Source organism: Enterobacter sp. UNJFSC 003, from assembly GCF_036903355.1.
In the GTDB taxonomy this organism is placed as follows: domain Bacteria; phylum Pseudomonadota; class Gammaproteobacteria; order Enterobacterales; family Enterobacteriaceae; genus Enterobacter.
Genome location: NZ_JBAKHK010000001.1, coordinates 41,759 through 57,280 on the forward strand (window position 1 = coordinate 41,759; position 15,522 = coordinate 57,280).

Genomic DNA, 15,522 nt, shown 5'->3' on the forward strand with positions numbered 1-15,522 from the left:
CATTTTCACTCCCCGCCATAAACCCTGCGGCTCTCTCCGATGTTAATTTATCGTTAATTTATAGCAGGCTATGTACTTGCTTAATTTCGCTATTCTCGCCAGACTATCGCCACCATTTCGGGAGGGATTCATGGTCTTGCATTCCACGCGCTGGCTGGCGCTCAGCTATTTCACGTATTTCTTTAGCTACGGTATTTTTCTGCCTTTCTGGAGCGTCTGGCTCAAAGGAATTGGGCTTACCCCTGAAAGCATTGGCGTACTGCTGGGGGCTGGGCTGGTCGCGCGTTTTCTGGGAAGTCTGCTGATTGCACCGCGCGTCAGTGATCCCTCCTTACTTATTAACGCCGTGCGTATTCTTGCCCTGTTAACGCTGGTCTTCGTTGCCTGCTTCTGGGTGAGCAACCAGTTCGCCTGGCTTATGGCGATCATGGTTGGCTTTAACCTGTTCTTCTCGCCGCTTGTCCCGCTGACGGACGCGCTGGCGAACACCTGGCAAAAACAGATCACGATGGACTACGGGCGCGTACGCCTGTGGGGATCGATTGCCTTTGTGATCGGCTCGGCGCTGGTCGGGAAGCTGGTCAGCCTCTACGATTACCAGGCGATTCTTGCGCTGCTGAGTATCGGTATCGCCTCCATGCTCCTGGGAATGCTGCTACGTCCATCGGTCATGCCGCAAGGCGAAAGTCGCCATCAGGAAAGTGCTGGCTGGCCCGCCTGGCGTAGCCTGGTTGCCCAAAGCTGGCGGTTTCTGGCCTGCGTGTGCCTCCTTCAGGGGGCGCATGCGGCGTATTACGGCTTTAGCGCCATTTACTGGCAGGGGGCAGGTTACTCCGCGACAGCCGTGGGCTATCTGTGGTCGCTAGGGGTGGTCGCTGAAGTAATTATCTTTGCTCTCAGCAAGAAGCTGTTCCGACGGTTTGGTGCCCGCGATCTGCTGCTGCTCTCTGCCGTATGCGGCGTGGCGCGCTGGGGGATTATGGGCTGGACCACCGCGCTGCCGTGGCTGATCGTGGCGCAGATCCTGCACTGCGGAACGTTCACCGTTTGTCACCTGGCGGCGATGCGCTATATCGCTGCACGAGAAGGTGGGGACGTCATTCGCCTGCAGGCCGTTTACTCTGCGGTGGCGATGGGCGGCAGTATTGCGATTATGACGGTCTTCGCGGGCTTCCTGTACCAGCATCTGGGGCACGGCGTGTTCTGGGTGATGGCGCTGGTTGCGCTCCCGGCCATGTTTGTTCGTCCTAAAGTGGCCGCGCGCGTAGCTAACTAAGACTCCAGCATGGCGCGAATATGCTCTTGCTGCTGCGGATTCAGCGTCTCGACGGCGTGGATGATGGGCGGCGAGAACAGCGGCAGAACGGTAGGATAGGGGGTGATAACCAGCGCAGCCTCGCGCGGTGCGCCCTCTTTCTGAAAGGCCTGTAGTGGCAGATAACGAATATTGAGCGGTAGCAACGTCAGCTCGCGCAGCTGCTGCTCAATGAGCGCCTCACAGACGGTGTCTTCTCCCGTCAGCAGGAACACCTGCTTTTCGTGGAGGTCGGTTTCCTGCATCAGCCAGGCGCCAAAGATCACCGCCACCAGACTCATCTCCTCATCGGAAAAACGCAGTCCAAATTCGGCCTCAAGCTCAAACAGCGCCTCCTTGGTGGTGCGTAACAGCCGGGGATAGAGGCGGTGGATCTCTTCAGGCAGGCTATTGTCTATGCCGATTTCAAACAGGGAACGGTCCAGCGCCTGAGCAAGATGGACATACAGCTGGTCGGTCAGTCCCTGCTCATCGCTGAACTTCATCCCGGTTTGCGCCCGAAAGCGCGCGACCATCCGCACAATAGTCCGGCGCAGACGCTGATCCTGCTGGTGGGTATCGAGCACCGGATCGGGCGTGCGCAGCATCATAAATAGCAGGGCGAGGAACAGCTGTTCGTCGCTATGCGTCCCCTGCGGAACGCGCCGTTTCCAGTGTCGAACGATCTCCTGCGCCGTAAAGTATTCGCCTCTCGACTGCGTCCAGCTGCGCTGGACGTGTGAAAACTGGGGAGTATTGCCCTGATGGTGTTGAATCAGACAATACTGCAAAAACAGCTGCAAGAACTGCACATCGCGGCACTCAAACTGGCGCTGAAGCCTGCGCGAGCAGAAGTTGATCAGCGCCCGAAGGTTAGCGTCGTCATAAAGCGGGCGGGCAATACCATGCTGTTTAAGTGCGGTTTTTAATGCCGGGGTAAACTGGTGCGAGACAAACTGCGGGCAAAGCCGGAGCGCCCTGCGTAGCCAGTGCAGCAGGCACAAACGCTGATTTAGGGCAGAGCCTTCAATTCGAAAGCTGCCGTCCGGGTGCGTAACGATATCGAGCCGGTGATAGCGCTGGATTTCATCGCGCGTCTCGGCTATATCTTGCCGTGCCATGGAGTCGTCCACGCCGTTAGCAGCAATAATGCTCTCTGCGGTGACGGCAGCATCGGGCAGGTAAAGCATCAAAAGCACCTGGCAGCGGCGCTGCGAACTGGAAAGCACAGATGGAATTTCAAGCGTCGTCATCATCTGTCAGGTATCCAGTATGAATGTTTGATAAGAATAGCTAAAGGATGAACGCTGAAAAGCGCACCGGCAGGCCTTTCACTCAGGATTGCTGGCGAACATCACAGAATTTTTGACGTGGGGAAGAGATGCAAATAGTTAAACACAGCGTGCTGGCGTTATTTTTGGCAGTTTTCACCTTCACCGCCCGCGCGCATCCTCACAGTTTCATCAGCCTGAAAACCGAACTGGTCACGGACGGGACGCAGTTGAGCGGCCTGAAAATGCGCTGGACGATGGATGAAATCACCTCTGCGGATCTGCTTTACGATGCGGGAAATGCAAAGGCCGGGGATGAGGTCTGGAAAAAGCTGGCGGCGGAAGTGATGGCCAACGTGCTGGGGCAACACTACTTCACCGAGTTCTGGCATAACGGTCAAAAGGTGAAATTTCTCAACAGACCGACGGAGTATGGTTTATCGCGGGAGGGGCATCAGGCGGTGCTGACCTTTATCCTCCCGCTCGCTCATCCGCAGCCGTTGGCTGGGCAGACGTTTACCTTTTCGACCTTTGATCCCACTTACTATGTCGATATGCGCTACGCCGAGGATGGCGACGTGACGATACCGACTGTCCTGCAAAAAACCTGCAAGCTTGCCGTGCACACGCCCAAGCCCAGCGAAGAGACGCTTAACTTTGCCGTTTCGCTCGATAAAGCCGATGCACCTCCGGAAGACATGGAGCTGGGTAAACAGTTCGCGCAGGAGGTGACTGTACAATGTCAGTGATTGCATCTCCGTCACGAAAACCACGCCGCTGGCTCCATCTTTGGCCGCTGGCGCTCTTTATGCTGCTAGCCGTTTTCGGAGCGCTGTGGCTGTGGCACGCCTGGCCGCAGGTGATGATGAAAAGCATCATTTGGCAGCGTGAGATCAACCAGCAGATGAGCGGGTTGCTGAAAGCGGTGGCGGAGAATCCAGCGCAAGCGGGCGGTTCTCTGCTGGCATTCAGCTTCGTCTATGGCGTTCTCCATGCGCTGGGGCCGGGGCACGGTAAAATTGTGATAACCACCTGGCTTGCCACTCATCCATCGAAGTTGAAATCCAGCATTGGCCTGACGCTGGCCTCTTCGCTGCTGCAGGGCGGGGTGGCGATTGCGCTGGTGGTGGTTGTGCTTACGCTTTTACAGCTTCCAGCCCGGCAGCTGCATATGAGCAGTTTCTGGATGGAGAAGGGAAGTTATGCGCTGGTTGGCGTCCTGGGGCTGATCCTCTGCTGGCGAGCGCTGAAAAAGCTGCATGCTTTACTGAAAAAGCCCACGTTCAAATCCTTTACGCCGCATCACGTTCACGACGCGCATTGCGGCTGTGGACATCAACACTTGCCGACGCAGGAACAACTGCAGAATGGCGATGACTGGCGAGCACGCTTGATGATCGTTCTCTCAATGGGAATGCGGCCCTGTTCAGGCGCGATCATGGTGCTGTTGTTCAGTAAGGTGATGGGTGTTTTCGGCTGGGGAATGCTGTCTGCGCTAGCCATGGCGGCGGGAACATCCTTGACCATTTCGTCCCTGGCCCTGCTGGTGCACAGTTTTCGTCAGTTGGCGGTAAGGCTCAGCGGCAGTAAGACACCGGTATTATGGCGACAGATAGGCTGGACGACGCTTGCGCTGGCGGGAGGCGTCATTCTGCTGGTGGCTGCGGTCACGATGTGGATAAGTGCAGTGCCAATGGGGAGGGGATTGCGGCCGTTTTAAAACTGGCCCTCTCCTAATGAGGAGAGGGCATTTCCGAGATTAACGCTTCAGCGCATCACTCAGCTCATCACGCATGTTTGCCATCATGGCTTTAACAACGCGCGGGTTACCTGCAACGATATTGCCGGTGGTCATATAGTTGTGGCCGCCGGTGAAATCACAAACAATGGCGCCTGCTTCACGTGCGATCAGCTCGCCCGCAGCGAAGTCCCACGGCTTGAGCGACAGCTCGAAGTAACCGTCAACGCGGCCAGCAGCAACGTAGGCAAGATCCAGCGCTGCAGAGCCGGTGCGACGGAAGTCAGCACATTCGGTAAACAGTTTGCCAAGGATATTCATGTAGGTTGTTGCGTGCTGCTTCGCCTTGAAGGGGAAGCCGGTCGCCAGAATGGTACCGTCCAGATCGCGTGCATTGCTGCAGCGCAGGCGGTAACCGTTCAGCTGCGCGCCCTGGCCGCGAGTCGCGGTGAACAGTTCGTTACGCATTGGATCGTAAACAACGGCGACTTCAGTACGGCCTTTAATGCGTACTGCGATAGACACAGAGAAGTGTGGTAGGCGTTTTACGAAGTTGGTGGTGCCATCCAGTGGATCGATAACCCATTGAACATCCTGATCGGTACCTTCATGTTCACCGCTTTCTTCGGTGATGATGGTGTGCTGCGGGTAAGATTTGCGAATGGTTTCGATAATAATTGCTTCTGCGGCTTTATCGACGTTAGTCACGAAATCATTGCTGCCTTTCTGGCTGGTTTCTACGGAGTCTGGCGTTTCGTAGTGTTTGGCAATTACATTACCCGCCTTGCGCGCTGCGCGCACGGCGATGGTCAGCATCGGATGCATCGGTCTCTCTCACTGGATGTTAAAGAACAGGAAAATCGGCGCAGAGTATAGCAGCGGGATCGGATTATGTCTCCCGATTATGATAATATGCCCGAATATTCTTCAGACACTGACTTCAGATACCTAAAATTATGCTGCAAAATATTCGAATTGTGCTGGTCGAAACATCGCATACCGGCAACATGGGCTCTGTAGCCCGCGCTATGAAAACCATGGGGTTAACCAACCTGTGGCTGGTTAATCCCCTGGTGAAACCAGATTCTCAGGCTATCGCCCTGGCCGCCGGTGCTAGCGACGTGATCGGCAACGCGCAGATCGTGGATACCCTGGATGAAGCCTTGGCCGGCTGCAGCCTGGTCGTCGGTACCAGCGCACGTTCCCGCACCCTGCCGTGGCCGATGCTGGACCCGCGTGAATGTGGTCTGAAAAGCGTGTCAGAAGCGGAACACGCTCCGGTTGCGCTGGTGTTTGGACGCGAGCGCGTTGGCCTGACCAACGATGAACTGCAGAAGTGCCATTACCATGTTGCCATTGCCGCGAACCCGGAATACAGCTCGCTGAACCTGGCGATGGCGGTGCAGGTTATCGCTTATGAAGTGCGTATGGCATGGCTGGCGACTCAGGAAAAAGGCAGTGCAGAACCGCAGGAAGAGACCGCGTATCCGCTGGTAGACGATCTGGAACGCTTCTATGGGCATCTGGAACAGACGCTGCTTTCAACCGGTTTTATTCGCGCCGATCATCCAGGGCAGGTTATGAACAAGCTGCGCCGTATGTTTACCCGTGCGCGCCCTGAGAGCCAGGAACTGAATATCCTGCGGGGCATTCTGGCGTCGATTGAGCAGAAAAATAAAGAGTCATAAACGGCACGGAAAGTTAAATACCTGACTAAAACAGTCAAGTAAATAGTTGACCATTTTAGTCAGGAATGTCAGACTTGGCCCTGCTATGCAATACCCCCATTTTACAATAAAAAACCCCGGGCAGGGGCGAGTTTGAGGTTAAGTAAGACATGAGACTGACATCTAAAGGGCGTTATGCCGTGACCGCGATGCTGGACGTTGCGCTCAACTCCGAAGCGGGCCCGGTTCCGTTGGCTGATATTTCTGAACGACAAGGGATCTCCCTCTCTTATCTGGAACAGCTGTTCTCCAGACTGCGTAAAAATGGACTTGTTTCCAGCGTTCGTGGCCCAGGCGGCGGTTATCTGCTGGGTAAAGACGCGGGCAGTATTGCAGTAGGTGAAGTGATCAGTGCCGTTGATGAATCTGTTGATGCGACCCGTTGCCAGGGTAAAGGCGGCTGCCAGGGCGGCGATAAATGCCTGACCCACGCGCTGTGGCGCGATCTGAGCGACCGTCTGACCGGCTTCCTGAACAACATCACCCTCGGTGAACTGGTGAATAACCAGGAAGTTTTGGATGTATCGGGCCGCCAACATAGCCATGAGTCACAACGCAGCACCCGCGCGCAAGACGCAATCGACGTTAAACTGCGCGCGTAATAAAAAGATAAGTATTTCAGAATCAGGCCGGGGCGTTTGCTCGCCCCGTGTACTCGGTCGTACATCCAGCCGGTTGCCTGATTCCTTGCATTGAAGCGATGTACGGAGTTTATAGAGCAATGAAATTACCGATTTATCTCGATTACTCCGCAACCACGCCGGTGGACCCGCGTGTTGCCGAGAAAATGATGCAGTGTCTGACCCTGGACGGAAACTTTGGTAACCCGGCTTCCCGTTCACACCGTTTTGGCTGGCATGCTGAAGAGGCGGTCGATATCGCCCGTAATCAGATTGCTGACCTGGTTGGCGCCGACCCGCGTGAAATTGTTTTCACCTCCGGCGCGACCGAATCCGATAACCTGGCGATCAAAGGTGCGGCCAACTTTTATCAGAAAAAAGGCAAGCACATCATCACCAGCAAAACCGAACATAAAGCCGTGCTGGATACCTGCCGTCAGCTGGAGCGCGAAGGGTTTGAAGTGACCTACCTGGCGCCACAGAGCAACGGTATCATCGACCTGAAAGAACTCGAAGCGGCAATGCGTGATGACACCATTCTGGTTTCCATCATGCATGTGAATAACGAAATCGGCGTAGTGCAGGATATCGCAACCATCGGCGAAATGTGCCGCGCGCGCGGCATTATCTATCACGTTGATGCGACCCAGAGCGTGGGCAAGCTGCCTATCGATTTGAGCCAGCTGAAAGTTGACCTGATGTCCTTCTCCGGCCACAAAATCTATGGCCCAAAAGGTATCGGCGCACTGTACGTTCGTCGTAAACCGCGTATCCGCATCGAAGCGCAGATGCACGGCGGCGGTCACGAGCGCGGTATGCGTTCCGGTACGCTGCCTGTTCACCAGATCGTGGGCATGGGCGAAGCCTACCGCATTGCGAAAGAAGAGATGGAAAGCGAGATGGCGCGCCTGCGCACGCTGCGTAACCGTCTGTGGGACGGCGTGAAAGATATGGAAGAAGTGTATCTGAACGGCGATCTCGAGCAGGGCGCACCGAACATTCTCAACGTGAGCTTCAACTATGTTGAAGGCGAATCGCTGATCATGGCGCTGAAAGACCTGGCCGTTTCTTCCGGTTCTGCCTGTACGTCTGCAAGCCTTGAGCCATCCTACGTGCTGCGCGCGCTGGGCATGACTGACGAGCTGGCGCACAGCTCTATCCGTTTCTCTTTAGGTCGTTTCACTACCGAAGAAGAGATTGACTACACCATCAAGCTGGTTCGCAACTCCATCGGCCGTCTGCGTGACCTTTCTCCACTGTGGGAAATGTTCAAGCAGGGCGTGGATCTGAACAGCATTGAATGGTCACATCACTAATCGGTACATAAGGAGAATTCAATCATGGCATACAGCGAAAAAGTTATTGATCATTACGAGAACCCGCGCAACGTTGGCTCTTTTGACAACAGCGACGAATCTGTCGGTAGCGGCATGGTCGGTGCACCGGCATGTGGTGACGTGATGAAGTTACAGATTAAAGTCAACAATGAAGGTATCATTGAAGACGCGCGCTTCAAGACCTACGGCTGCGGTTCTGCTATTGCGTCCAGCTCCCTGGTCACCGAATGGGTGAAGGGCAAGTCTCTGGACGAAGCACAGGCAATCAAGAACACGGATATTGCTGACGAACTCGAACTGCCACCGGTGAAAATTCACTGTTCTATTCTGGCAGAAGACGCGATCAAAGCCGCAATTGCGGACTATAAAAGCAAACGTGAAGCAAAATAATTGAGGTTTGAGTATGTCGATTACCCTTAGCGACAGCGCTGCCGCGCGAGTAAGCTCTTTTCTGGCGAACCGTGGTAAAGGCTTTGGCCTGCGACTGGGCGTACGTACCTCCGGCTGTTCTGGTATGGCTTACGTACTGGAGTTTGTTGATGAACCGGCGTCTGACGACACCGTGTTTGAAGACAAGGGCGTGAAGGTGGTGGTCGATGGCAAAAGCCTGCAATTCCTCAACGGCACTCAGCTGGACTTCGTAAAAGAAGGCCTGAACGAAGGGTTCAAGTTCACGAACCCGAACGTCAAAGATGAGTGTGGTTGCGGCGAAAGCTTCCACGTTTAACCGCGCGTCATCCGAAACCCCACCGTGGCTTACCTGCTACGCGTGGGGTTTGTTCTAACAGGCTACCCCTGAGATTGTTATGGATTACTTCACTCTCTTCGGACTACCCGCTCAATACCCGATTGATCTCCAGGCGCTGACGATCCGCTTTCAGGATCTGCAGCGCCAGTACCATCCGGATAAGTTCGCCAGTGGTACGCAGTCAGAGCAATTGGCTGCGGTATCGCAATCTGCGACCATCAATCAGGCCTGGCAAACGCTGCGCCATCCGCTCGCGCGCGCAGAATATCTGCTCTCACTCCACGGTTTTGATCTGGCAAGCGAACAGCACACCGTGCGCGACACCGCGTTTCTGATGGAGCAACTGGAGCTGCGAGAAGAGCTGGATGAGATTGAGCAGGCTAAAGACGAAGCGCGTCTGGAAAGCTTTATTAAGCGCGTGAAGGGCATGTTCGATAGTCGCCATCAGCAGATGGCGGAGCAACTGAACAACGAGACCTGGGACGTGGCGGCAGACACTGTGCGCAAACTCCGTTTTCTCGATAAACTGCGAAGCAGTGCTGAACAACTCGAAGAAAAGCTGCTCGATTATTAATTTCGGAAGCAATTATGGCCTTATTACAAATTAGTGAGCCTGGCTTAAGTGCCGCACCGCACCAGCGTCGTCTGGCGGTGGGTATTGATCTTGGCACCACCAATTCTCTCGTGGCGACCGTGCGCAGCGGCCAGGCGGAAACGCTGGCCGACGAGCAGGGCCGCCATCTGCTGCCTTCCGTGGTCCACTACCAGCAGCAGGGGCATGTGGTCGGCTACGATGCGCGCGCCAATGCTGCACGCGATCCGGCCAACACCATTAGCTCTGTCAAGCGCATGATGGGCCGCTCTCTGGCCGATATTCAAACCCGTTATCCGCATCTGCCGTATCAGCTGCAGGCAAGTGAAAACGGCCTGCCGATGATCGCCACCGCAGCGGGTCTGCTAAATCCGATCCGCGTGTCTGCGGACATCCTCAAAGCCCTGGCAGCCCGTGCAACGGCTACGCTTGAAGGCGAACTGGATGGCGTGGTCATCACCGTGCCGGCCTATTTCGATGATGCACAACGTCAGGGCACCAAAGACGCCGCGCGTCTGGCTGGTCTGCACGTGCTGCGCCTGCTGAACGAACCCACGGCGGCGGCGATTGCTTACGGCCTCGACTCCGGTCAGGAAGGGGTGATTGCGGTTTACGATCTCGGCGGTGGCACCTTTGATATTTCCATTCTGCGCTTAAGCCGTGGCGTGTTTGAAGTGCTGGCCACCGGCGGTGATTCTGCGCTTGGCGGCGATGACTTCGACCATCTGTTGGCCGACTACATTCGCGAACAGGCGGGGATCGGCGATCGCAGCGACGTGCACCTACAGCGCGAACTGCTGGATGCCGCTATCGACGCAAAAATTGCCCTGAGCGACGCGCAGTCAGTCAGTGTGAACGTTGCGGGCTGGCAGGGCGAAATCACCCGCGCGCAGTTTGATGACCTGATCGCTTCGCTGGTAAAACGCACGCTGCTGGCCTGCCGCCGCGCATTGAAGGATGCGGGCGTTGAGGCCAGTGACGTACTGGAAGTGGTTATGGTGGGCGGATCAACTCGCGTACCGCTGGTACGTGAGCGCGTGGGCGAATTCTTTGGTCGGACGCCGTTGACCTCCATCGACCCGGATAAAGTGGTTGCCGTGGGCGCCGCGATCCAGGCCGATATTCTGGTTGGCAACAAGCCGGATAGCGAAATGCTGCTGCTGGACGTCATTCCGCTGTCGCTGGGGTTAGAAACCATGGGCGGCCTGGTGGAGAAAGTCATTCCGCGCAATACCACCATTCCGGTGGCGCGCGCGCAGGAGTTCACCACCTTTAAAGACGGCCAGACCGCGATGTCTATCCACGTGATGCAGGGCGAGCGCGAGCTGGTGCAGGACTGCCGCTCTCTGGCGCGCTTTGCGTTGCGCGGTATCCCGGCCCTGCCTGCGGGCGGGGCGCATATTCGCGTCACCTTCCAGGTGGATGCGGACGGGCTGCTGAGCGTCACCGCGATGGAAAAATCGACCGGAGTGGAATCGTCCATTCAGGTGAAGCCGTCTTACGGTCTGACCGATGGTGAAATTGCCTCCATGATTCAGGATTCAATGAGCTACGCCGAGCAGGATGTGAAGGCGCGTATGCTGGCCGAACAGAAAGTTGAAGCCGCACGCGTGCTGGAAAGCTTGACCGGTGCACTCACTGCCGATGCCGCGCTGTTAAGCGCCGCTGAGCGTCAGGTGATTGACAACGCTGCCGCGCACTTAAGCCTGGTAGCGATGGGCAATGATGCTGACGCAATAGAAGAAGCCATTAAAAACGTTGATAAACATACCCAGGACTTTGCTGCTCGCCGCATGGACAAATCTGTTCGCGTCGCGCTGAAAGGCCAGTCCGTGGACGAGGTTTAATATGCCAAAGATTGTTATTTTGCCTCATGCGGACCTCTGTCCGGATGGTGCTGTTCTGGAAGCGAAGACCGGTGAAACCATTCTCGATGTTGCCTTGCGTAACGGTATCGAAGTGGAACACGCCTGTGAAAAATCCTGTGCCTGCACAACCTGCCACTGCGTCGTGCGTGAAGGTTTCGACTCTCTTGCCGAGAGCACCGAAGACGAAGACGACATGCTGGATAAAGCATGGGGTCTGGAGCCCGACAGCCGCTTGAGCTGCCAGGCGCTGGTAACCGATGAAGATCTGGTCGTGGAATTCCCACGCTATACCATCAACCACGCACGCGAGCATTGATATGGGACTGAAGTGGACAGACAGCCGTGAAATCGGCGAAGCACTCTACGACGCGAATCCGGATCTCGATCCAAAGACCGTACGATTCACCGATATGCACCAGTGGATCTGCGACTTAGAGGATTTTGACGATGATCCCAACGCATCCAATGAAAAAATTCTGGAGGCGATTCTGTTAGTCTGGTTAGATGAAGCAGAATAACTAATATAACGGGCTGCCTTCAGGCGGCCCGTTTGCTCGTTGCGAATAAGGATAAATAAAATGACCGAAGCGATGAAGATTACGCTCACCACCCAGCCTGCTGACGCACGCTGGGGCGAGAAAGCCACTTACAGCATTAACAACGATGGCATTACCCTGCACCTGACGGGCAAAGATGATTTGGGCCTGATCCAGCGTGCTGCGCGTAAAATTGACGGCCTGGGCATTAAACACGTCTCTCTGGAAGGCGAAGGCTGGGACACCGACCGCAGCTGGGCATTCTGGGCAGGCTACAAAGGCCCGAAAGGCACCCGCAAAATTGAGTGGGCGAACCTCGATGAAGCAGGTCAGAAAGAGCTGGAAAGCCGCCTGAACATTATCGACTGGGTGCGCGACACCATCAACGCACCTGCGGAAGACCTGGGGCCGGAACAGCTGGCGCAGCGCGCGGTTGACCTGCTGTGCGGCGTGGCCGGTGACAAAATGTCCTACCGCATCACCAAAGGTGAAGACCTGCGCGAGCAGAACTATATGGGTATCCACACCGTGGGCCGCGGTTCTGAGCGTCCTCCTGTATTGCTGGCGCTGGATTACAACCCAACCGGTGATAAAGCAGCACCGGTATTTGCCTGCTTGGTCGGTAAAGGCATCACCTTCGATACCGGCGGTTACAGCCTGAAGCAGAGCGCGTTCATGGATTCGATGAAGTCCGACATGGGCGGCGCGGCGACCATTACCGGGGCGCTGGCATTCGCTATCACCCGTGGCCTGAACAAGCGCGTGAAGCTGTACCTGTGCTGCGCGGACAATATGGTCAGCGGCAATGCCTTCAAGCTGGGCGACATCATTCGCTACCGCAACGGCAAAAACGTTGAGGTGATGAACACCGATGCAGAAGGCCGTCTGGTGCTGGCTGACGGTCTGATCGACGCGTCAGCCCAGAAGCCAGAGCTGATCATCGACATGGCGACCCTGACCGGTGCGGCGAAAACGGCGCTGGGCAATGACTACCACGCGCTGTTCAGCTTCGATGACACGCTGGCGGCCCGCCTGTTGGCGAGTGCGGCAGCGGAAAACGAACCGTTCTGGCGTCTGCCGCTGGCCGAGTTCCATCGTAGCCAGCTGCCGTCTAATTTTGCCGAACTCAATAACACCGCAAGCGCGGCTTACCCGGCAGGGGCAAGCACCGCCGCAGGTTTCCTGTCTCACTTTGTTGAGAATTACCATGAAGGCTGGCTGCACATCGACTGCTCTGCAACTTACCGTAAAGCGGCGGTTGAGCAGTGGTCCGCTGGCGCAACCGGTCTGGGCGTGCGTACCGTGGCGAACTTGTTGACGGCAGAATGACGGTTATGTCCGAAACCAAAAACGAACTAGAAACCCTGCTGGAGCAGGCTGCGACCGAACCTGCACACCGTCCGGCATTTTTCCGCACCTTGCTGGAATCCACCGTGTGGGTGCCAGGAACGGCGGCGGAAGGTGAGCAGGTTGTAGAAGACAGCGCGCTGGATCTGCTGCACTGGGAGAAAGACGACGGAGCCTCGGTAATCCCGTTTTTCACCTCTCTGGAAGCGTTACAGGAGGCGGTTGAAGACGAACAGGCCTTTGTGGTGATGCCGGTACGTACCCTGTTCGAAATGACGCTGGGCCAAACCCTGTTCCTGAACGCAAAGTTGCCGACAGGAAAAGAGTTCACCCCGCGTGAAATCAGCCATTTGATTGGTGAAGAGGGCAATCCGATCAGCACGCAGGAAGTGCTGGAAGGGGGCGAAACGCTGCTGCTGTCTGACGTTGCAGAACCCCCAGCGCAGATGATTGACTCGCTGACCACGCTTTTCAAAACCATGAAGCCGGTGAAACGTGCCTTCCTCTGCTCAATTAAAGAGAGTGCTGACGAACAGCCGGTGCTGCTGGTTGGCATTGAAGCGGACGGTGATATCGACGAGATTATTCAGGCTGCAGGAAGCGTTGCTACCGACACGCTACCGGGTGATGAGCCGATTGATATCTGTCAGGTGAAGAAAGGTGAGAAGGGCATCAGCCATTTTATTACCGAGCACATCACCCCGTTCTACGAGCGTCGCTGGGGCGGCTTCCTGCGCGATCTCAAAACGACCCGCATTATCTGACAGTAACGGGGTGAGTTCTCACCCCGTTGCTTCCAGCAGCAGTAAATCCATCAACAGCACCAGATTCGACTCGAACGACGTCACCCCTGCGGCTTCGGCAGCGTAGTGCACCGCTTCGTCATATAACGCGAAATGCAGATCGGCCATGCCCGCCAGCGTATTCGCTGAGGCGCGAGTAAAGGCCACGACCGTCATACCCACGTTTTTCGCAATCCGCGCTTTATCCAGCACTTGCTCCGTTTCACCGCTGCGGGAGACCGCGATAAACACCTGATAGCGTGCGGCGTTGCTGAGAAAAATATTCCGGCTGTCACCCGGCCCGGAAATAAACGCCGTTTTGCCCAACACCTGCAATTTTTTGGTCAGATATTCGGCAAACAGATAAGAAAACCCGGCACCATAAAGAAAGAAGCTCTCTTTCTGGCGCAGCAGGTTGGCAAACTGCTGGCGCTTCTCTTCGGTTACCCACTGGAACGTCTGCTGATAATTGGCAATAAACTGGCTAAACAGCGCAGGTAGTTGCGGAAGAGCATTCCCTTTTGTCGCAATGTGCGGCGTGTCGGTAAGAAGCTGTTTGCAGTGCCAGATAAATTCGCTAAAGCCGCTAAATCCGAGCTTCTGACATAATCGCATTATGGTAGCGGTAGAAACGTAAGTTGCCTGCGCCAGTTCGCGCACCGTGATGTTGCCCACCAGCAGCGGATGCTCCGTGAGGTGGGCAAGGACGCGATACTCCGCACGAGTCAGTGACGCTTCGCGCGTGAGCAGCGTGGCCAGACGGTTATCCATTATTTGGCGGGTTCAACCGGCAGGTCGTCACGCGCGCCCCATTCACTCCAGGCGCCGTCGTAAAGTGCAACGTTAGTCGCGCCGAGCGTTGCGAGCGCCAGAATCACCACGCAGGCCGTGACGCCGGATCCACAGCTGGTAATAATGGGACGATGCAGATCCACGCCCTGACGGTCAAAGACGGCCCGCAGCTCGTCGGTGGTTTTCAGCTCGCCTTCAAAGACCAGATCCCCCCACGGCACGTTCAGCGCCCCAGGAATATGGCCGCGCTTGAGCCCCGGACGCGGTTCATCCGCTTGCGCATTGAAGCGTGGTGCTGGGCGAGCATCGACGATTTGGGCCGTTTTTTCATGGCTGACGACCAATACGTCGGTCAGGCGTTTCACCACGCCCGCGTCAAAGGTCGCATCGAACTCCCCTTCCGGCAGGGTTACGTCACCCTGCTGGAGCGGCAGCTCATCACGCTTCCAGCCGGCAAGACCGCCCGCCAGAATAGACACTTTTTCGACACCGAAGTGTTTTAGCATCCACCACGCGCGCGGCGCAGAGAAGAGGTTACCTTCGTCATAAACAACGAGGTGTTTGTCTTTGCTGACGCCCAGCTCGCGCATCGCCACGGAAAACGCTTCCGGGCGCGGCAGCATATGCGGCAGAGGAGAGGTGTGGTCAGAGAGGGCTTCAATATCAAAAAATACCGCGCCAGGCAGATGTCCTGCGCGGTATTCACCGGGAACATCGCGATGTTCTTGCCCTGGAGGGGCCATTCGCGCGTCGATAATTTGCACTTCCGGGTCGTCGCTGTGCTCAATCAGCCAGTCGGCGGCGACAAAATATGAGGTGGACATGGTGCCTCCGTTCTTTTCCGTAAAAAAGGATTGTCGGTGTTTTTTC

The 15,522-nt window shown here is 56.1% G+C and carries 18 protein-coding genes; 14 read left to right on the top strand and 4 right to left on the bottom strand.

All coding sequences use genetic code 11. The features are described 5' to 3' along the window. Positions 1 to 130: 130 nt before the first annotated feature. Positions 131 to 1,276, top strand: a complete 1,146-nt coding sequence (locus V5P19_RS00200; protein WP_334399004.1) for a 3-phenylpropionate MFS transporter — start codon at positions 131 to 133, stop codon at positions 1,274 to 1,276. On the opposite strand, the gene csiE is transcribed toward V5P19_RS00200, so the two are convergent. Further along, complete coding sequence (gene csiE / locus V5P19_RS00205) at positions 1,273 to 2,550, bottom strand: stationary phase inducible protein CsiE (protein WP_334399006.1); 1,278 nt, start codon at positions 2,548 to 2,550, stop codon at positions 1,273 to 1,275. The genes V5P19_RS00200 and csiE overlap by 4 nt on opposite strands. A 125-nt stretch (positions 2,551 to 2,675) precedes the next feature. Between csiE and V5P19_RS00210 the strand changes: the two genes are divergently transcribed. After that, on the top strand, positions 2,676 to 3,314 hold the full coding sequence (locus V5P19_RS00210) for a DUF1007 family protein (RefSeq protein WP_334399008.1): 639 nt from the start codon (positions 2,676 to 2,678) through the stop codon (positions 3,312 to 3,314). Continuing rightward, on the top strand, positions 3,305 to 4,285 hold the full coding sequence (locus V5P19_RS00215) for a nickel/cobalt transporter (RefSeq protein WP_334399010.1): 981 nt from the start codon (positions 3,305 to 3,307) through the stop codon (positions 4,283 to 4,285). The genes V5P19_RS00210 and V5P19_RS00215 overlap by 10 nt, the downstream gene beginning before the upstream one ends. A 39-nt stretch (positions 4,286 to 4,324) precedes the next feature. Here the strand turns inward: V5P19_RS00215 and suhB are convergent, their stop codons facing one another. Next, positions 4,325 to 5,128 (bottom strand): inositol-1-monophosphatase, encoded by an 804-nt coding sequence (gene suhB / locus V5P19_RS00220; protein WP_334399012.1) that lies wholly within the window; start codon positions 5,126 to 5,128, stop codon positions 4,325 to 4,327. Positions 5,129 to 5,259: 131 nt separating this feature from the next. Here suhB and trmJ point away from each other — a divergent pair, with 131 nt between their 5' ends. The 11 genes from trmJ (at position 5,260) to sseB (ending at position 13,842) form a co-directional block, all read left to right on the top strand. Further along, positions 5,260 to 5,991, top strand: a complete 732-nt coding sequence (gene trmJ / locus V5P19_RS00225; protein WP_334399014.1) for a tRNA (cytosine(32)/uridine(32)-2'-O)-methyltransferase TrmJ — start codon at positions 5,260 to 5,262, stop codon at positions 5,989 to 5,991. Positions 5,992 to 6,140: 149 nt separating this feature from the next. Beyond that, complete coding sequence (gene iscR / locus V5P19_RS00230) at positions 6,141 to 6,632, top strand: Fe-S cluster assembly transcriptional regulator IscR (RefSeq protein ID WP_006176693.1); 492 nt, start codon at positions 6,141 to 6,143, stop codon at positions 6,630 to 6,632. Positions 6,633 to 6,751: 119 nt separating this feature from the next. Beyond that, the gene (gene iscS, locus V5P19_RS00235; protein ID WP_006176692.1) at positions 6,752 to 7,966 is read left to right on the top strand and encodes a cysteine desulfurase; all 1,215 of its coding nucleotides are present in this window, start codon (positions 6,752 to 6,754) and stop codon (positions 7,964 to 7,966) included. Positions 7,967 to 7,990: 24 nt separating this feature from the next. Beyond that, entirely contained in the window at positions 7,991 to 8,377 is a 387-nt protein-coding gene (iscU, locus tag V5P19_RS00240) for a Fe-S cluster assembly scaffold IscU (protein ID WP_005120408.1), read from the top strand. Between the two features lie 13 nt (positions 8,378 to 8,390). After that, positions 8,391 to 8,714 (top strand): iron-sulfur cluster assembly protein IscA, encoded by a 324-nt coding sequence (gene iscA, locus V5P19_RS00245; protein ID WP_003860659.1) that lies wholly within the window; start codon positions 8,391 to 8,393, stop codon positions 8,712 to 8,714. Positions 8,715 to 8,793: 79 nt separating this feature from the next. Then, on the top strand, positions 8,794 to 9,309 hold the full coding sequence (hscB, locus tag V5P19_RS00250; RefSeq protein ID WP_334399020.1) for a co-chaperone HscB: 516 nt from the start codon (positions 8,794 to 8,796) through the stop codon (positions 9,307 to 9,309). Between the two features lie 14 nt (positions 9,310 to 9,323). Next, positions 9,324 to 11,174 carry a Fe-S protein assembly chaperone HscA gene (gene hscA / locus V5P19_RS00255; RefSeq protein WP_334399021.1) on the top strand — a complete coding sequence of 617 codons (1,851 nt, stop codon included), beginning with the start codon at positions 9,324 to 9,326 and terminating at the stop codon, positions 11,172 to 11,174. Between the two features lies 1 nt (position 11,175). After that, complete coding sequence (fdx, locus tag V5P19_RS00260; RefSeq protein ID WP_014071345.1) at positions 11,176 to 11,511, top strand: ISC system 2Fe-2S type ferredoxin; 336 nt, start codon at positions 11,176 to 11,178, stop codon at positions 11,509 to 11,511. Position 11,512: 1 nt separating this feature from the next. Then, positions 11,513 to 11,713, top strand: a complete 201-nt coding sequence (iscX, locus tag V5P19_RS00265) for a Fe-S cluster assembly protein IscX (RefSeq protein ID WP_003860650.1) — start codon at positions 11,513 to 11,515, stop codon at positions 11,711 to 11,713. Between the two features lie 60 nt (positions 11,714 to 11,773). Continuing rightward, entirely contained in the window at positions 11,774 to 13,060 is a 1,287-nt protein-coding gene (pepB, locus tag V5P19_RS00270) for an aminopeptidase PepB (protein ID WP_334399025.1), read from the top strand. A 5-nt stretch (positions 13,061 to 13,065) separates the two neighbouring features. Next, the gene (sseB, locus tag V5P19_RS00275; protein ID WP_334399027.1) at positions 13,066 to 13,842 is read left to right on the top strand and encodes an enhanced serine sensitivity protein SseB; all 777 of its coding nucleotides are present in this window, start codon (positions 13,066 to 13,068) and stop codon (positions 13,840 to 13,842) included. Between the two features lie 18 nt (positions 13,843 to 13,860). On the opposite strand, the gene V5P19_RS00280 is transcribed toward sseB, so the two are convergent. Beyond that, on the bottom strand, positions 13,861 to 14,631 hold the full coding sequence (locus V5P19_RS00280) for a MurR/RpiR family transcriptional regulator (protein WP_334399029.1): 771 nt from the start codon (positions 14,629 to 14,631) through the stop codon (positions 13,861 to 13,863). After that, a complete protein-coding gene (sseA, locus tag V5P19_RS00285) occupies positions 14,631 to 15,476 on the bottom strand; it encodes a 3-mercaptopyruvate sulfurtransferase (protein WP_334399031.1) in 846 nt (281 codons plus the stop codon). The genes V5P19_RS00280 and sseA overlap by 1 nt, the downstream gene beginning before the upstream one ends. Positions 15,477 to 15,522: the final 46 nt, after the last annotated feature.

Bases quoted from the DNA above. Each gene is read 5' to 3' on its own strand.
- V5P19_RS00280 (WP_334399029.1), bottom strand. From the start codon at position 14,631: ATGGATAACCGTCTGGCCACGCTGCTCACGCGCGAAGCGTCACTGACT.
- suhB (WP_334399012.1), bottom strand. From the start codon at position 5,128: ATGCATCCGATGCTGACCATCGCCGTGCGCGCAGCGCGCAAGGCGGGT.
- iscX (WP_003860650.1), top strand. From the start codon at position 11,513: ATGGGACTGAAGTGGACAGACAGCCGTGAAATCGGCGAAGCACTCTAC.
- iscR (WP_006176693.1), top strand. From the start codon at position 6,141: ATGAGACTGACATCTAAAGGGCGTTATGCCGTGACCGCGATGCTGGAC.
- hscA (WP_334399021.1), top strand. From the start codon at position 9,324: ATGGCCTTATTACAAATTAGTGAGCCTGGCTTAAGTGCCGCACCGCAC.
- V5P19_RS00200 (WP_334399004.1), top strand. From the start codon at position 131: ATGGTCTTGCATTCCACGCGCTGGCTGGCGCTCAGCTATTTCACGTAT.
- trmJ (WP_334399014.1), top strand. From the start codon at position 5,260: ATGCTGCAAAATATTCGAATTGTGCTGGTCGAAACATCGCATACCGGC.
- csiE (WP_334399006.1), bottom strand. From the start codon at position 2,550: ATGATGACGACGCTTGAAATTCCATCTGTGCTTTCCAGTTCGCAGCGC.
- iscS (WP_006176692.1), top strand. From the start codon at position 6,752: ATGAAATTACCGATTTATCTCGATTACTCCGCAACCACGCCGGTGGAC.
- V5P19_RS00215 (WP_334399010.1), top strand. From the start codon at position 3,305: ATGTCAGTGATTGCATCTCCGTCACGAAAACCACGCCGCTGGCTCCAT.
- sseB (WP_334399027.1), top strand. From the start codon at position 13,066: ATGTCCGAAACCAAAAACGAACTAGAAACCCTGCTGGAGCAGGCTGCG.
- iscA (WP_003860659.1), top strand. From the start codon at position 8,391: ATGTCGATTACCCTTAGCGACAGCGCTGCCGCGCGAGTAAGCTCTTTT.
- V5P19_RS00210 (WP_334399008.1), top strand. From the start codon at position 2,676: ATGCAAATAGTTAAACACAGCGTGCTGGCGTTATTTTTGGCAGTTTTC.
- hscB (WP_334399020.1), top strand. From the start codon at position 8,794: ATGGATTACTTCACTCTCTTCGGACTACCCGCTCAATACCCGATTGAT.
- sseA (WP_334399031.1), bottom strand. From the start codon at position 15,476: ATGTCCACCTCATATTTTGTCGCCGCCGACTGGCTGATTGAGCACAGC.
- fdx (WP_014071345.1), top strand. From the start codon at position 11,176: ATGCCAAAGATTGTTATTTTGCCTCATGCGGACCTCTGTCCGGATGGT.
- pepB (WP_334399025.1), top strand. From the start codon at position 11,774: ATGACCGAAGCGATGAAGATTACGCTCACCACCCAGCCTGCTGACGCA.
- iscU (WP_005120408.1), top strand. From the start codon at position 7,991: ATGGCATACAGCGAAAAAGTTATTGATCATTACGAGAACCCGCGCAAC.